At 68.8% G+C, this 13510-nt stretch carries 11 protein-coding genes; 7 read left to right on the top strand and 4 right to left on the bottom strand.

The window, feature by feature from the left end; all coding sequences use genetic code 11:
• Positions 1–5: 5 nt before the first annotated feature.
• From HWX36_RS16360 to HWX36_RS16340, 5 genes are all read left to right on the top strand, one after another.
• A complete protein-coding gene (locus HWX36_RS16360) occupies positions 6–929 on the top strand; it encodes a LysR family transcriptional regulator (protein ID WP_175953077.1) in 924 nt (307 codons plus the stop codon).
• 636 nt (positions 930–1565) lie between these two features.
• The gene (locus HWX36_RS16355; protein WP_175953104.1) at positions 1566–3656 is read left to right on the top strand and encodes a TonB-dependent receptor; all 2091 of its coding nucleotides are present in this window, start codon (positions 1566–1568) and stop codon (positions 3654–3656) included.
• Positions 3656–4453, top strand: coding sequence for an ABC transporter ATP-binding protein (locus HWX36_RS16350; RefSeq protein ID WP_175953105.1), 798 nt, complete (start codon positions 3656–3658; stop codon positions 4451–4453). Before HWX36_RS16355 ends, HWX36_RS16350 begins: the two co-directional genes overlap by 1 nt.
• A complete protein-coding gene (locus HWX36_RS16345) occupies positions 4450–5454 on the top strand; it encodes an ABC transporter substrate-binding protein (RefSeq protein WP_175953076.1) in 1005 nt (334 codons plus the stop codon). Before HWX36_RS16350 ends, HWX36_RS16345 begins: the two co-directional genes overlap by 4 nt.
• The gene (locus HWX36_RS16340; protein ID WP_175953075.1) at positions 5451–6491 is read left to right on the top strand and encodes an iron ABC transporter permease; all 1041 of its coding nucleotides are present in this window, start codon (positions 5451–5453) and stop codon (positions 6489–6491) included. The genes HWX36_RS16345 and HWX36_RS16340 overlap by 4 nt, the downstream gene beginning before the upstream one ends.
• A 63-nt stretch (positions 6492–6554) precedes the next feature.
• On the opposite strand, the gene HWX36_RS16335 is transcribed toward HWX36_RS16340, so the two are convergent.
• Both HWX36_RS16335 and HWX36_RS16330 read right to left on the bottom strand, forming a co-directional pair.
• A complete protein-coding gene (locus HWX36_RS16335) occupies positions 6555–7931 on the bottom strand; it encodes an ATP-binding protein (protein WP_175953074.1) in 1377 nt (458 codons plus the stop codon).
• Positions 7932–8660: a response regulator transcription factor gene (locus HWX36_RS16330; RefSeq protein WP_175953073.1), complete on the bottom strand. Its 729-nt coding sequence runs from the start codon at positions 8658–8660 to the stop codon at positions 7932–7934.
• Positions 8661–8901: 241 nt separating this feature from the next.
• Here HWX36_RS16330 and HWX36_RS16325 point away from each other — a divergent pair, with 241 nt between their 5' ends.
• On the top strand, positions 8902–9648 hold the full coding sequence (locus HWX36_RS16325) for a MipA/OmpV family protein (RefSeq protein WP_175953072.1): 747 nt from the start codon (positions 8902–8904) through the stop codon (positions 9646–9648).
• A 339-nt stretch (positions 9649–9987) separates the two neighbouring features.
• Positions 9988–10317 (top strand): hypothetical protein, encoded by a 330-nt coding sequence (locus HWX36_RS16320; RefSeq protein WP_175953071.1) that lies wholly within the window; start codon positions 9988–9990, stop codon positions 10315–10317.
• 270 nt (positions 10318–10587) lie between these two features.
• Here the strand turns inward: HWX36_RS16320 and HWX36_RS16315 are convergent, their stop codons facing one another.
• Together HWX36_RS16315 and HWX36_RS16310 are read right to left on the bottom strand one after the other, a co-directional pair.
• Positions 10588–11808: a transglycosylase SLT domain-containing protein gene (locus HWX36_RS16315; protein ID WP_175953070.1), complete on the bottom strand. Its 1221-nt coding sequence runs from the start codon at positions 11806–11808 to the stop codon at positions 10588–10590.
• A gap of 415 nt (positions 11809–12223) precedes the next feature.
• On the bottom strand, positions 12224–13384 hold the full coding sequence (locus tag HWX36_RS16310; protein ID WP_175953069.1) for a porin: 1161 nt from the start codon (positions 13382–13384) through the stop codon (positions 12224–12226).
• Positions 13385–13510 lie beyond the last annotated feature (126 nt).

Below are 13510 nucleotides of genomic sequence, written 5' to 3'. Positions count from 1 at the left end.
AACCCATGGACAAGTGGACGCAGATCGAATTTTTCGTGCAGGTCGCCGAGCTGGGCAGCCTGTCGAAGGCCGCCGAGCGGCTCGGGATGTCGAGCGCGGCGGCGAGCCGCTGCCTGAACGCGCTGGAGGAACGGCTCGGGGCGCGGCTCGTCGAGCGCACCACGCGGCGCCTGTGGCTGACCGACGCCGGGCATGAATATCACCGGCGCTGCGTCGCGATCCTGATGGAACTGTCGGAGGCCGATGCGGCGGTCAACGAAGCGAGCGTCAACCCGGCCGGCACGCTGCGCGTGACCGCGTCGGTATCGTTCGCGTCGATCTATCTCGCACCCGCATTGCCGGAGTTTCACCGGCGCTACCCGAACCTGAACGTGCAGATCGTCGCGGCGAACCGCTATCCGGATTTCATCGAGGCCGGCATCGACGTGGCGATCCGCACGCGCGAGCATGAAGCGGATTCGGGCATCACCGTGCGCAAGCTCGCCGAGACGCGGCGCGTGCTGGCCGCGTCGCCCGGGTATCTGGCGAAGCACGGCGCGCCGGAGACGCCCGATGCGCTGGGCGACCACCGGCTGCTGGTCTACAACCTCGCGAACGACCCGTACGTCCTGCATTTCCGCCACGGCGCGAAGAAGCGGTCGGTCACGATCAAGAGCGTACTCGATGCGAACGAAGGGCAGGTGATCCGCGCCGCGGCGCTTGCCGGGCTCGGCATCCTGATCCAGCCGCTCTACATCATTCACGACGATATCGTCGCGGGGAAGCTGGTGCCGGTGCTCACCGACTGGCAACTGCCGCTGCTCACCGTCAACATCGCGTACCAGAGTCGCCGTCACCAGCCGGCGAAGATCCGCGTCTTCACCGAGTTCCTGATCGAGCGGTTCGAACGTCTCGGGCTCGCGCGCAAATGGAAGGAAGTCGGCCGCTGAGCGCAGGCAGGTGCTGCACCGTTGTGCATTTCTCCATGTCACGAAGAACGGATCCCCCGAGCGTCGTCTGTTGCGCCGCTGTCGTGCGCTTGACATGGCGTCTCCCCGGGCCTGCGATGCCCGGCTGGCGGTGACACGATAGCAATCCGCTCAGGAAACGGCATGAAATTCGCATTGCGACGGATGTCGTTGGCATTCCTGATCGCCTGGGACATTCAGGTTCCGGCGCCGGCGACGGAGAACGGGCAGATCCGCTATCCGTTCGGCGTCGACACGGTGCCGAACGGGCGGCTTTCGCCGCCCGGCAACACGCGGTACTTCAACGACACGCCGTACTCGGCATCGAACCGGTTTGCCGGGCGGATGGCGGTAGCGCGACACCCGTCGGCAGGGCGGTTGGCTCAACCTGACAAATTCCCGACGAATCGGGTTGATATTTTGTATCATCTGACGTTTTGCGTTGCCGCCCGCCCGGGCTACCCGGTGCGGCCGCGCGCGGCGACTCCATCCGAAGATCGATACGACGTGACGAACACCAGATTCAACCCGGCGCGCGGGGAGCGGCACGCTGCCGCGCCGCGCCGGCAGGCTCGCGCTTGGCGCGCACGCGGCTGCACGACCCTGCTGGGTTGCGCGATGGCGACCTCCGGCGCGATGGCCGGCGAAGCGGCCGCACCCGCACCGGACGAGCGGCATGCGCTGCCGGCGATCAACGTCAGCGCGCAAGCCGCACCGGCCGACCCGCTGACGCAGCCGCTCGAGACGGGCTCGCGGCTCGGGCTCGCGAGCCTCGACACGCCCGCGAGCGTCGAGACGGTCACGGCCGCCACGATCGACGCGCGCGGCGATCGCACGGTGCTCGACGCGGTGACGCGCACCGCGGGGTTCTCGAGCGCGATGGCGCCCGGCAACGGCGGCACCGCATTGAGCGTGCGAGGCTTCAGCGGGCAGGAATCGGTGATGACGCTGCTGGACGGCGTGCGGCTGATGCCGGCCGCCGGCACGATCACGTTCCCGTTCGATACGTGGTCGGTCGAGCGTATCGAGGTGCTGCGCGGCCCGGCATCGGTGCTGTACGGCGAAGGGGCGATCGGCGGTGTCGTGAACGTCGTGCCGAAGCGGCCGCAGCGCATGCGCGAGACCACGCTGCAGGTCGGTGTGGGCCCCGACGGCGCGAAGCGCGTCGCGTTCGATACGACGGGTGCGCTCGGCTCGCAGCTGTCGTATCGCTTCTATGCGAGCGATGCGCGCGCGAACGGTCTCGCCGAGCGGGCCGATGCGCATACGACGGCCGTTGGCGGCGCGCTGAAGTTCGACGTGAGCCCGAAGCTCACGCTGACGCTCGACTTCGACTACGGCCGCCAGATGCCGGCGACCTACTATGGCGTGCCGGCGCCAAACGGCGTGCTCGATCCGTCGCTGCGCAAGCTCAACTACAACGTCGCCGATGCGACGATGTCCTACTACGACCAGTGGACGCGCCTGTCGGCCCGCTACCGGCCGACGGCCGGCGTGACGATCGACAACCAGCTTTACTACCTGACGTCGAATCGCCACTGGCGCAATGCCGAATCGTATGCGCTCGATGCCGCGACGGGTCTCGTCACGCGGGGCGACTATCTCGACATCGGCCACCATCAGCGGCAGATCGGCGACCGGCTGAGCGCGCGCTTCGACAGCACGCTGTTCGGCCGTGCGAACCGCTTCGTCGTCGGCACGGAATTCAGCCAGATCACGTTCAGCGGCACCAACAATTCGCCGTATGGCGGTGAATCCACGGTGCCCGCGCACGGCTTCGATCCCGGCGTGTTCACGAGCCCCGACCCGACGGTGCCGCAGTTCAGCACGCGGGCGCGGCAGGCCGCGGTGTTCGCCGAGAACCGGCTCGAAGTGCTGCCGCGGCTTGCGTGGGTGAGCGGCCTGCGCTACGACCACATCGCGTTCAGTCGCGAGCAGGCGGCGACCGGAGCGGGCTTCGACAAGCGTTTCGCGAATGTCGGCTGGCGCACGGGCTTCGTGTTCGACGTTGCGCCGACGCTCAGCGCGTATGCGCAGTACACGACGGGCGCGGAGGGCCTCGGCTCGCTCGTGACGCTGTCCGCGTCGCAGGCAAGCTACCGGCTCGCGACCGGCGAGCAGTGGGAGGCCGGGCTCAAGCAGACGCTGCTCGACGGCCGCGCATACTGGACGTTCGCCGTGTACGACATCACGAAGCGCAACCTGCTGAGTACCGATCCGTTCAATCCGGCGCTACGCCAGCAGGTCGGCCGGCAATCGTCGCGCGGCATCGAGCTGACGGGCGGCGCGCGGCTGCCGCACGGCTGGACGGTCGATGCGAACGTCGCGCTGCTGCGTGCACGCTACGACGCGTTCAACCAGACGACCGGCGGCGCAACGGTGTCGCGGGCCGGCAACGCGCCGGCCAACGTGCCGCAGCAGACCGCGAACCTCTGGCTCGGCTGGGCGTTTGCCGAGCGCTGGCAGGCGAATGCGGGCGTGCGCTATGTCGGCGCGACGTACGGCGACGACGCGAACCGCGTGCAGGTGCCGTCCTACACGGTGTTCGATGCATCGCTGCGCTGGCAGCCGACGTCGCGCACCGAGCTGGCGTTGTACCTGCGCAATCTCGCGAACCGCACGTATGCGGTGACGACGTCGAACGGCGGCGAGCAATGGCTGCTCGGCCCGTCGCGGTCGGCGGAGCTCGTCGCGACGATGCGCTTCTGATGCGGCGCGACGAGCCTCCCGTGGCGCACATGCTCGATATCGAGCGCGTGAGCTGGTCTCCCGGCGGCGCGGTCACCGTGCTCGATTCGGTGACGCTGAGCGTGGCCGAAGGCGAGTTCGTCGGGCTGGTCGGCCCGAACGGCAGCGGCAAGACGAGCCTGCTGCGCTGCGTGTTCCGTTACGCGCGGCCCGATGCCGGCCGCGTCGCGTTCGATGCGCAGGACGTGTGGCGCATGCGGCCGCGCGCGGTCGCGCAGCGCATCGCGGTGCTGCAGCAGGAGACGCCGGACGATTTCGGGCTGACGGTCGACGAACTGGTCGGCATGGGGCGCACGCCGCACCTGCGGCCGTTCGATGCGGAGACGGCGGACGATTGCCGGATCGTCGAATCCGCATTGCGCGACGTCGGCCTCGTCGAGCGCCGTGCGCAACGCTTCGCGTCGCTGTCGGGTGGCGAGAAGCAGCGCGCGCTGCTGGCCCGCGCGCTCGCGCAGCAGCCTGAATTGCTGCTGCTCGACGAGCCGACCAACCATCTCGACCTGCGCCATCAGCTCGAACTGCTCGCGCGCGTGCGACGCCTCGGCATCGCGACGCTCGCCACGATTCACGACCTCAATCTCGCGGCCGCGTATTGCGACCGGCTCCACGTGCTCGCGCACGGCAGGGTCGTCGCATCGGGCGTGCCGGCCGACGTGCTGACCGAAGCGCTGCTGCGCGACGTGTTCGGCGTCGCCGCGCTCGTCGATCGCCATCCCGTCACGGGCCGGCCGCGCATCACGCCGCTTCATCCGGAATGACCGCCATGCCGTTTCCTGTCTTGTCCTCCGCTTTGTCATCCCTGTCCCGTCGGCTGGTTGCCGCGACCGTGCTCGGCTGCGCGGCCGCTCATGCGGGGGCCTATCCCGTCACCGTGCGCAGTTGCGATCGCGACGTGACGTTCGAGCGTGCGCCGACGCGTGCGGTGAGCAACGACGTGAACCTGACCGAGATGATGCTCGTGCTCGGCCTGAAGGACCGGCTCGTCGGCTACACCGGGATCGGCGGCTGGAAGACAGGCACCGCGCGCGTGCGCGATGCGCTGCGCGGCGTGCCCGAACTGGCAAGCCAGTATCCGTCGCTCGAGGTGCTGGCGGCCGCGCGCGCCGACTTCTATCTCGCGGGCTGGAACTACGGGATGCATGTCGGCGGCCCGGTGACGCCCGCGACGCTCGCGCCATTCGGCATCCGTACCTACGAGCTGACCGAATCGTGCTCGCACGTGATGAAACAGTCGGCGGCCTCGTTCGACGACGTGTTCCGCGACCTGAACAATCTCGGCCGGATCTTCGGTGTCGACGCGCGCGCCGCGCAGGTCGTCGCCGCGATGCGCGCGCGTCTCGCGGCGGTGTCGCGTACGATCGGGCGCCCGCAGCCGCTGCGCGTGTTCGTGTACGACAGCGGCACCGACAAGCCGATGACGGCCGGCGCTCTCGCGATGCCGACCGCGCTGCTGGCCGCGGCGGGCGCGCGCAACGTGATGGACGACCTGCCGCGCAGCTGGACGCAGGTGAGCTGGGAGAGCGTGGTCGCGCGCGATCCGCAGGTGATCGTGATCGTCGACTATTCGGCCGTGACGGCCGCGCAGAAGCAGCAGTTCCTGCTGAGCCAGCCGTCGCTCGCTCGCGTGGCTGCGATCCGCGACCGGCGCTTCGTCGTGATTCCTTACGACGCGGCGACGCCGGGCCCCGAGAACGTCGCGGCCGTCGAGACGTTGGCGCGCGCGTTGTATCCGGCCGCGTTCGCCGGGCCGGCGCGATGAGCGTGCGCGTGCCTGCATCGCGGCCCCACATGCGCGTGGTGCTGCCGGCGCTGGCGCTGCTGCTGGTCGTGTCGATCGTCGGGTCGGCCGCGTTCGGCCCGGCGCCGATTGCGATGCCGGCTGCGGTGCGGATCGTCGCCACGCACATCGTGTCGGCGTTCGGCGAGACCGGCGCGTTCGCGGCGGGGGCGGGCGACGACAGCATCGTCTGGCTGATCCGGATGCCGCGCGCGCTGCTGGCCGCGATCGTCGGCGCGACGCTGGCCGCGGTCGGCGTGGCGCTGCAGGCCGCGACCGCGAACCGCCTGGCCGATCCGCACCTGCTCGGCGTGAGCGCGGGCGCGATGCTCGGCGCCGTCGCGGTCACCGTGATGGCCGGTGCGGCATTCGGCCCGTTCACGCTGTCGGCTGCCGCGTTCGCGGGCGCGCTCGCGGCGACCGCTTGCGTCGTTGCGCTTGCTTACCGGCGTGGCCGGCTCGAATCGGACCGGCTGCTGCTCGCCGGCGTATCCGTGTCGTTCATGATGGCGGCGTTCGGCAACCTGCTGCTGTATCTCGGCGACCAGCGCGCAGCGTCGTCGGTGCTGTTCTGGATGCTCGGCGGCGTCGGGCTCGCGCGCTGGGATCTGTTGCCGGTGCCGGCCGTATGCGCGGCGCTTGCCGGCGGCGCGTTGTACGCGCGCCGGCGCGAACTGAATGCGCTGATGTCGGGCGATGCTGCCGCGGCTGCGCTCGGCGTGCCGAGCGCGCGGATGCGGCGCGAGGTGTTCGTCGTCGCGTCGTTCGCGACCGGCGCGATGGTGGCGGTGAGCGGGGCGATCGGCTTCGTCGGGCTCGTGACGCCGCATCTGTGCCGTCGCGTCGTCGGCGCCGAGCACGGCAGGCTGCTGCCGGTGGCCGCGCTGACCGGTGCGATTCTGCTCGTATGGGCCGATGTGGCCGCTCGCACGCTCGCGGCGCCGGAGGATCTGCCGATCGGAATCGTGACCGCGATGTTCGGCAGCCTGTTCTTCGTCGCGCTGCTGCGCCGCCGCTGAGCGGCGCGCACGCCCCGGCGGCAGGCGGTCAGGCGAAGGCGGCCGGGGCGCCTGCCGCGCGCTTCATTGCCGCGGGATGGCCATGCCGGCGCTGCCGCCGAACGCGTCGGTACGCGCGAGGGTGTCCGGCAAATCGAGCAGATTGGCCGGCAGCGCCAGCGCGGGCAGTGTGATCACGAAGCGTGCGCCGCCAAGCGGCGAATCCTCGAGCCGCACGTCGCCCCCATGCACCAGCGCGACGCGCCGCACGATCGCGAGCCCGAGCCCGAAGCCGCCGGTCTGCCGGTCGCGGCTGGAGTCGAGCCGCTGGAACGGCTCGAATACGCGGGCGCGTTCGGCGGCCGGAATACCGGGGCCATCGTCGTCGACGCTCAGCACGAGCGCGCCGGACGCGTTGCGCTCGGCGGCGAGCAGCACCGTGCGCGATGCGTAGCGCGCGCCGTTGCGGATCAGGTTCAGCAACGCGCGGGCGACCAGCTTCGGGTCGCACACGTGGGTCGCGGGCGCGCCGAGCGCCGACACGTCGAGCGTGATGCCGCGATCGACGATGTCGTTCGCGACGTTGCCGGCGACGCTGTCGAGCAGCGCATCGACGACGACTTCCATCGGCGCGAGCTGGCTCGCGCCCTGTTCGAGCCGGCCGATCGTCAGCAGCTCGGTCACGAGTTCGTCGAGCTCGCGCACATCGCGCCGCAGCGCGTCGCGGCGTTCGCGCATGCGGCCTGTCTCGTCGGGCTCCGCGAGCAGCGCGAGCCCGAATTCGAGCCGCGCGAGCGGCGTCTTCAGTTCGTGCGAGATGCCGTGCATCATTTCGCGCTGCTGCTTGATCGACGCTTCGATGCGTTCGGCCATGTCGTTGAACTGCTGCGACAGCTCGTAGATGTTCGACCGGCCCGACAGCTTCACGCGCGTCGACAGGTTGCCCGCGCCGAACGCGCGCGCGGCTTCCTGCAGCCGGCGCAGGTCGCGCCAGTGATACGAGGTCCACAGCGCGACGGCGAACAGCGCCGCGAACGCGATCACCAGGTACGCATAGATCTTGATGTCGAGGTCGGCGGGCTCGATCGGGCGCGCATGGAGCACGGAGCCGTCCGCGAGCGGCATGTAGTAGTTCCTGCTGTCGTAGCTGATTGCGATCTTGCCGGCGTCGAGGTCGCGCAGCGGCGCGCCGCTCAGTTGCGCACGGGCGTCGGCCATCGTCACGAAACCGAATCGTTCGTTGCCGTGTTGCGCGAGTTCGCGCAGCGCGAGCATGCGCTGCGCGCCCGGATGGCGTTCGAGGTAGTCGTTCAGCACGAACGCGTAGGTGGTCAGCGAATCGCGCTGCGCCTGTGCCGCGCGCTCGTAGAAAATCCTGTCGAACGAGAGTTGGATGAACACGATCGAGGCGGCGCCGCACAGGATCACGATGAGGTACAGCTTGATCAGCGGGCGCAGCATTTACTCGTCCCAGGCGGAAGGGCTGAACAGGTAGCCGCGGCCCCAGATCGTCTTGATCCGGTGCGGCTCCGACGACGCATCCTCGAAGCGGCGGCGCAGCTTCGAGATGCCGGAATCGACCGAGCGGTCGAGTCCGTCGAACTCGATCCCGCGCAGCTGCTTCAGGATGTCGTCGCGGCTCAGCACGGTGCCGGCCGCGCGCGCGAGGATCAGCAGCAGGTTGAATTCGGTGGTCTTCAGGTCGACCGGCTCGCCGCGCCACGTGACCGTCCGGTTCGGCGGCGAAATCGTCAGCTCGCCGAACACGAGGGCTTGCGGCTCGGCGGCGGCCGGTTCCGGCGCGGCGGGCTGCGCACGGCGCAACAGCGCGCGGGCGCGCGCGACCAGCACGCGCGGCTCGATCGGCTTCGTCACGTAGTCGTCGGCGCCGGTCTCGAGGCCCGCAACCTGGTCGTAGACATCGGCGCGCGCGGTGAGAATCAGCACCGGGATGTTGGTGAACGCGCGAATGCGCCGGCAGACTTCCATCCCGTCGAGATTCGGCAGCATCAGGTCGAGTATCACCAGCGCCGGCCGGTGCTCGCGTACCGCGGCGACGGCGAGATCGCCGCGCCGCACGACCGTCACCGCGAATTCGTAGCCGTCGAGGTATTCGCGCACGAGCTGCGCGAGGCGGTCGTCGTCCTCGATCAGCAGCACACGGTATTTGAGCGGATTGTCGTTCTTCATGGTCTCCTCGGAATGCGCGCGTCGTCTTCCACCCCTGCACGCGGGCGCGCGGCACGCGAATTCTATCCGGCGTTCCGACGGCCGGGGCGGCCGTACGACAATCAGGAACAATCGAACACATTTGCGCACAGATTCACCGCAGATTCCGGACAGTCCCGGCGCGCGGCGATCCCTAGACTGCGGGCTCCGTCACTCTTATTTCAATATTGTGCGCCCATCTCTCCGCTCCTTGCGCTATTGCATGCCGCTTGCCGGCCTGACCCTTGCCGCCGTCGCCCACGCCGAAAACCAGTATGCGATATCGCTCGGCGGCGGATTCGCCCCGCGCTACCAGGGGAGCAACCAGTATCGCGGCGTGGTCGCGCCGTCGTTTTCCGCGATGTTCGGCAACGGCTTCTTCATTGACGGCACGCAGGGCGCCGGCTACCGGCTGGACTTGCCGCACGGCGCGTTCGTGTCGGCGGCGTTGGGCTACGACGCGGGCCGCGCCGACGAAAACCGCTTCGACCTGCCGGGTTCGAACCACCTGAAGGGGATGGGGCGGGTTCCGGGTTCGGTGCTCGTCGGCTTGCGTGCCGGCGTGAAGCTGCTGGACGGCGGCGAACTGACCGTCGCGATCGACGCGCCGGTCACGCATGCGTCGCGCGGCCTGTCCGGGCATGTCGACCTCGCGGTGCCGGTGTTCACGGCCGCGCGGCACACGATCGTCGTGACGGGCAGCGTGCATGCCGGCACGGGCCGCTACATGCAGACGTTCTACGGCGTGACCGACGCGCAGTCGATGACGAGCGGGTTCCGGCCGTATTCGACGAGCGGCGGGGTCGACAGCGCGACGCTGTCGCTTGCGTGGAACTGGGATCTGTCGCGGCACTGGGCGGTGCGCGCGACCGGCGGCATGACGCGGCTGCTGGGGCGCTATGGGGACAGCCCGATCGTCCAGACGCGCAGCAACTACTACGGCATGGCCGGCGTGACGTACAAGTTCTGAGCCGGTTGTCGACGGTGGCCCCGAGCGCCGCGTTGCATCGGCAGGCATGGGACGGCGAGATCGAGCCATGGCGCTGCGCGATGCGTGGGCGCCGCGCCGTGGCGGCCGACCGCCTGCGGTAACATGCAGGCGGCTGTGGCTGTGGCTGTGGCTGTGGCTTTGTGCCGGGCCCGAGGCTCCGCTAGCCGAACCGGCGCAGCCGGCGCGCACGAGGTCGCGGTTGGCCGGCCGGCATCCGCCGGAACACGGCTGGCGATGCGCGCAAACCAATCATGTATGCAACGCCCGGCGGGCGAGGCGCGTCGCACCTGTTTCGCCGGGCGCGCAAGGGAGAAACCGATGAAGAAGACGATCGCGATGATGATGGCGCTGGTTGCGGGCGCAACGTTTGCGGGATGCACGGACATGAAAACGAAGAATGCGACCGCGGGCGGCATGATGATGAACGGCGAGCCGGCAGTCACGTCGCAGGCATGCAAGGCGGACGCGGGGCCGGACGACGCGCTGGTCGGCAAGGCCGAGGCCGACGCGGCCGCGCTGCTCGACGGTTGCCCGTGGCGCGTGCTCGAGCGCGACGGCAAATCGTTGCCGGGCACGATGGATTACCGGCAGGAACGCCGCAATCTCGGCATTCGCGACGGCAAGGTGATCTGGGTGCGGCGCGGGTGAGGCGTTGGGCCGGCGGTGGCGTGCCTGCGGGTACGCGAGTGAATTGGCGGCATGCGTGCGGTGCCCGGCATTGCCGTGTTGTCGACGCAGTCCAGGGCAGGCGATCGACGCGACGATTCCGCAGGGGAATCGTCACGTCGCGCTATCTGCGCGCGTATTTCAGGAAGAACGGCGCGGCAGCCCTGCAATGGGTGGGCGACCTGAACCCGTCCAAGTTGCCGCCGATCGTGGAGAAACGATCGCCGCGCGACACGTGGGGCCGGCGGTGCGCTACTTCGAGATGTACCACAGCGCATCCGCGCTGGCGCGCGAAGGCTGAGCGGCTGCGGCCGGCACTTGGGCCGGCGCGGGCGGCGGCGTGTTCGACGTGATGGCCGTCGGCAGCGTGGCCGGAATGTTCGCGGTCGACGGCGAGGCCGCCGTGGTTCCCGACGTCGAAGGCGTATTCACGTACCACAGCGCATCGGCCGACGCCGTGCGTTTTGAGGCGGTTGCCGCGGGACCGGCTGCCGTATTCGCCGCCGTATTCGCCGACTTTTTCGAGCCCGCGGCCGCAGCCGTCGCCGGGCCCGCCGTACCTGCCTGCGCCGTCATGCCGGCATCATTGCCCGCGCTACGCTGCGCACGCGCCTCGAACGGCCCGAGCTGGAAGATCAACGTTTGCGCGGGACGCGTCAGGACGGCATACGGAAACTGCAGCTCCCACGACATCAGCACGCGGCCGGACGACGTCTCGGTGAAGATCGCCGGCACGTGTTTCATGTCGCTGAACTGCACATACACCCGCGCGCCATCGTCGAAGACCTGGGTCGGCTTCGCCTGGTCGGCGCCCGTGACCGTCCATCCGAAGTTGTACGAGCCGGCCGGGCCGGCGGGGCCGCCCTGCGGCGGCGGGGGCGGCGGGGCCGACGAGATCGTGCGCGGACGCGTGACGGGCGGCGCCGACACGCTCAGGCTCGCGAACGGGTTGTACGCCTGGGCCTGTTGCGGCGGCGTAAAGGACGGTGGAAGGATAGGCATGGGAGTATCCGGCGAATCCGCCATGGTGCGGATTGCATCATAGACCTTGCGTGCATACGCGAGGCGCTTGTCGGGCGATGCGGAGTTGTACGCGCCGATCGCGTTCCAGTTGGCGCCGAGCTGGCGAATGTTCTGCGACAGGATCCACGCGCCGACATACGCGTTCGTGCAAGCATCGAACAGGCTCTCCCGCGTGATGCCTTCGCGCGCGAGCGTCGGCAGCCAGGTGCTGTTGATCTGCATCAGGCCGATGTCGACCGTGCCGTTCGTATTGGTGTTGACGGCGTTCGGATTCATGCCCGACTCGACCTGCGCGATGCCGCGCATCAGGCTGACACTCACGTGCTGGAACGCGGCCGCGTCGTCGAGACAATCGGCCCGGGCGACGCCGTGCAGCGCGCACGCCATCGCGATCGTCGAGGCGATTTTCAGCGTTTCTCGGCTGATCGAACGGGTTGTCTGACGCGGCATGGCAGGATGGGGCGGAATCCGGCCGCCCGGTGCAAGGAAATTACGCAGACGCGAAGTGTGCCATAGCGAGCAGGCAAATGGCTCGCGTCAAACTTTCCTTTGCATTTGCCCATGCGTTCGCCACGCATTTTTATCGCGTCCGATCGCGGGGGGGCGGCGAAGCATTATCGGTAAAAATGGCCGGATTATCGCGTGAATACCGGGGCAGTGACGGTGCTGGAATGCTGACGCATCGCGTCATTTGCTGGGGGAAAATCGGTGCTGAATCAAACGGGATGGAAATCGCGCGGCAGTCGATATTCGGGATGAAAAGGGCGATGACGCGGCGATCCGGAAACAACGGCGGCCGATGCCGCCGTGTCGGCCAATGCGGATTCGACCGGCCGCGCGACGCGCAGCCGGCCGTTGTTTTGCATCAGAAGCGGTGGCGCAGGCCGAGGTTGACCATCGTCTGCGAGCTCGTGCCCGCATAACCGTACGACCCGATCGACGCCTGTGCGGCCATCGAGCCGCCGTTGCCGTCGCCGGTCCGGCCGCTGGCGTGCTGGTACGCGGCGGTCAGGTAGACGTCGGTGCGCTTCGACAGGTTGTAGTCCGCGCCGGCCGATACCTGGTGATAGGTGGCCGACGTGTCGCCGCCCGAGCGCGTGTAGCTGTAGCCGACGCCGACCAGCAGCGCGTTGGTCGCCTGGTAGTTCACGAAGCCTTGCCCCGTGTTGTAGTGCTCGTTCGAGCCGAACGCCGAGCTTCCATCGCGGCGGTACTGCGCGTTGCTGTAGCCAAGGCCGAACGTGAACGGGCCGGCGACGTACTGGCCCGCGATGCGGGCGATGCCGATCGAATGCGCGCTCGCATAGCCGTTGTTGATCGGGCCGTCGAACGTGCCGTCCGACGAACTCGTCCAGCCGCTGCGGAGCGTGTTCGACGCGGGGCTGTTGGTCGTGTGGAAGTAGCCGCCCGCGACGCTGAACGGCCCGTGGTTGTACGACACGGCGGCCGAATACGAATTCGCGGCGCCGGTGCTCCCGGCGATGCCGCCGAACGAATACATCGCCGCGAACTGCAGGCCCGCATAGACGGCCGACGTGTACTTCACCGCGTTGTCGACGCGGAAGCTGTTGTCGTAGTTGTCGACGTCGCCCGGCGTCGCGAACGCGCTGCCCAGATAGTTGTCGGCGGTGATGCCCTGCACGAGATCGACGAGCGGATCGTACTGGCGGCCGAATGTGAGCGTGCCGTAGCGGTCGCTCGTCAGGCCGACGAACGCCTGCCGGCCGAACATGCGGCCGCCCTGGCCGAGCCGGCCGTTGCTCGGGTCGAAGCCGTCCTCCAACTGGAACAGCGCCTTCAGCCCGCCGCCGAGATCCTCGCTGCCTTTCACGCCCCAGCGGCTGCCGGCCAGGTTGCCCGCGCTGCTGTTGCCGAGCATCCATGCGTTGTCCTTGCCTTGTGCATGGTTCACATAGGTGATCGACGTGTCGATCACACCGTACAGCGTGACGCTGGACTGCGCATGCGCGACGGGCATCGCCGCGAACGACGCGAGCGAAATCAGCGAGAGGGTCGTGCGTTTCATGTCATCTCCTTGCGCATGGGTGTGTTCGTGATCCGGAATGGCAGGAGACTACCGAGTCGCAATCGAACGGCAAAAATGAAATTCTCCGTTGTGGCCTGATCCCGACAGGCGTGTTCCCGGAAATGC

Origin of the sequence: Burkholderia sp. BCC0405, from assembly GCF_902833075.1 — a bacterium.
Classification (GTDB): Bacteria; Pseudomonadota; Gammaproteobacteria; order Burkholderiales; family Burkholderiaceae; genus Burkholderia.
The sequence above is the reverse complement of the archived record's forward strand: the minus strand, read 5'-3'. Positions and strand labels throughout refer to the sequence as shown.

Excerpts from the sequence above, each read along its gene's own strand:
- HWX36_RS16360 (WP_175953077.1), top strand. The coding sequence starts at position 6 with ATGGACAAGTGGACGCAGATCGAATTTTTCGTGCAGGTCGCCGAGCTG.
- HWX36_RS16355 (WP_175953104.1), top strand. The coding sequence starts at position 1,566 with ATGGCGACCTCCGGCGCGATGGCCGGCGAAGCGGCCGCACCCGCACCG.
- HWX36_RS16350 (WP_175953105.1), top strand. The coding sequence starts at position 3,656 with ATGCGGCGCGACGAGCCTCCCGTGGCGCACATGCTCGATATCGAGCGC.
- HWX36_RS16345 (WP_175953076.1), top strand. The coding sequence starts at position 4,450 with ATGACCGCCATGCCGTTTCCTGTCTTGTCCTCCGCTTTGTCATCCCTG.
- HWX36_RS16340 (WP_175953075.1), top strand. The coding sequence starts at position 5,451 with ATGAGCGTGCGCGTGCCTGCATCGCGGCCCCACATGCGCGTGGTGCTG.
- HWX36_RS16335 (WP_175953074.1), bottom strand. The coding sequence starts at position 7,931 with ATGCTGCGCCCGCTGATCAAGCTGTACCTCATCGTGATCCTGTGCGGC.
- HWX36_RS16330 (WP_175953073.1), bottom strand. The coding sequence starts at position 8,660 with ATGAAGAACGACAATCCGCTCAAATACCGTGTGCTGCTGATCGAGGAC.
- HWX36_RS16325 (WP_175953072.1), top strand. The coding sequence starts at position 8,902 with ATGCCGCTTGCCGGCCTGACCCTTGCCGCCGTCGCCCACGCCGAAAAC.
- HWX36_RS16320 (WP_175953071.1), top strand. The coding sequence starts at position 9,988 with ATGAAGAAGACGATCGCGATGATGATGGCGCTGGTTGCGGGCGCAACG.
- HWX36_RS16315 (WP_175953070.1), bottom strand. The coding sequence starts at position 11,808 with ATGCCGCGTCAGACAACCCGTTCGATCAGCCGAGAAACGCTGAAAATC.
- HWX36_RS16310 (WP_175953069.1), bottom strand. The coding sequence starts at position 13,384 with ATGAAACGCACGACCCTCTCGCTGATTTCGCTCGCGTCGTTCGCGGCG.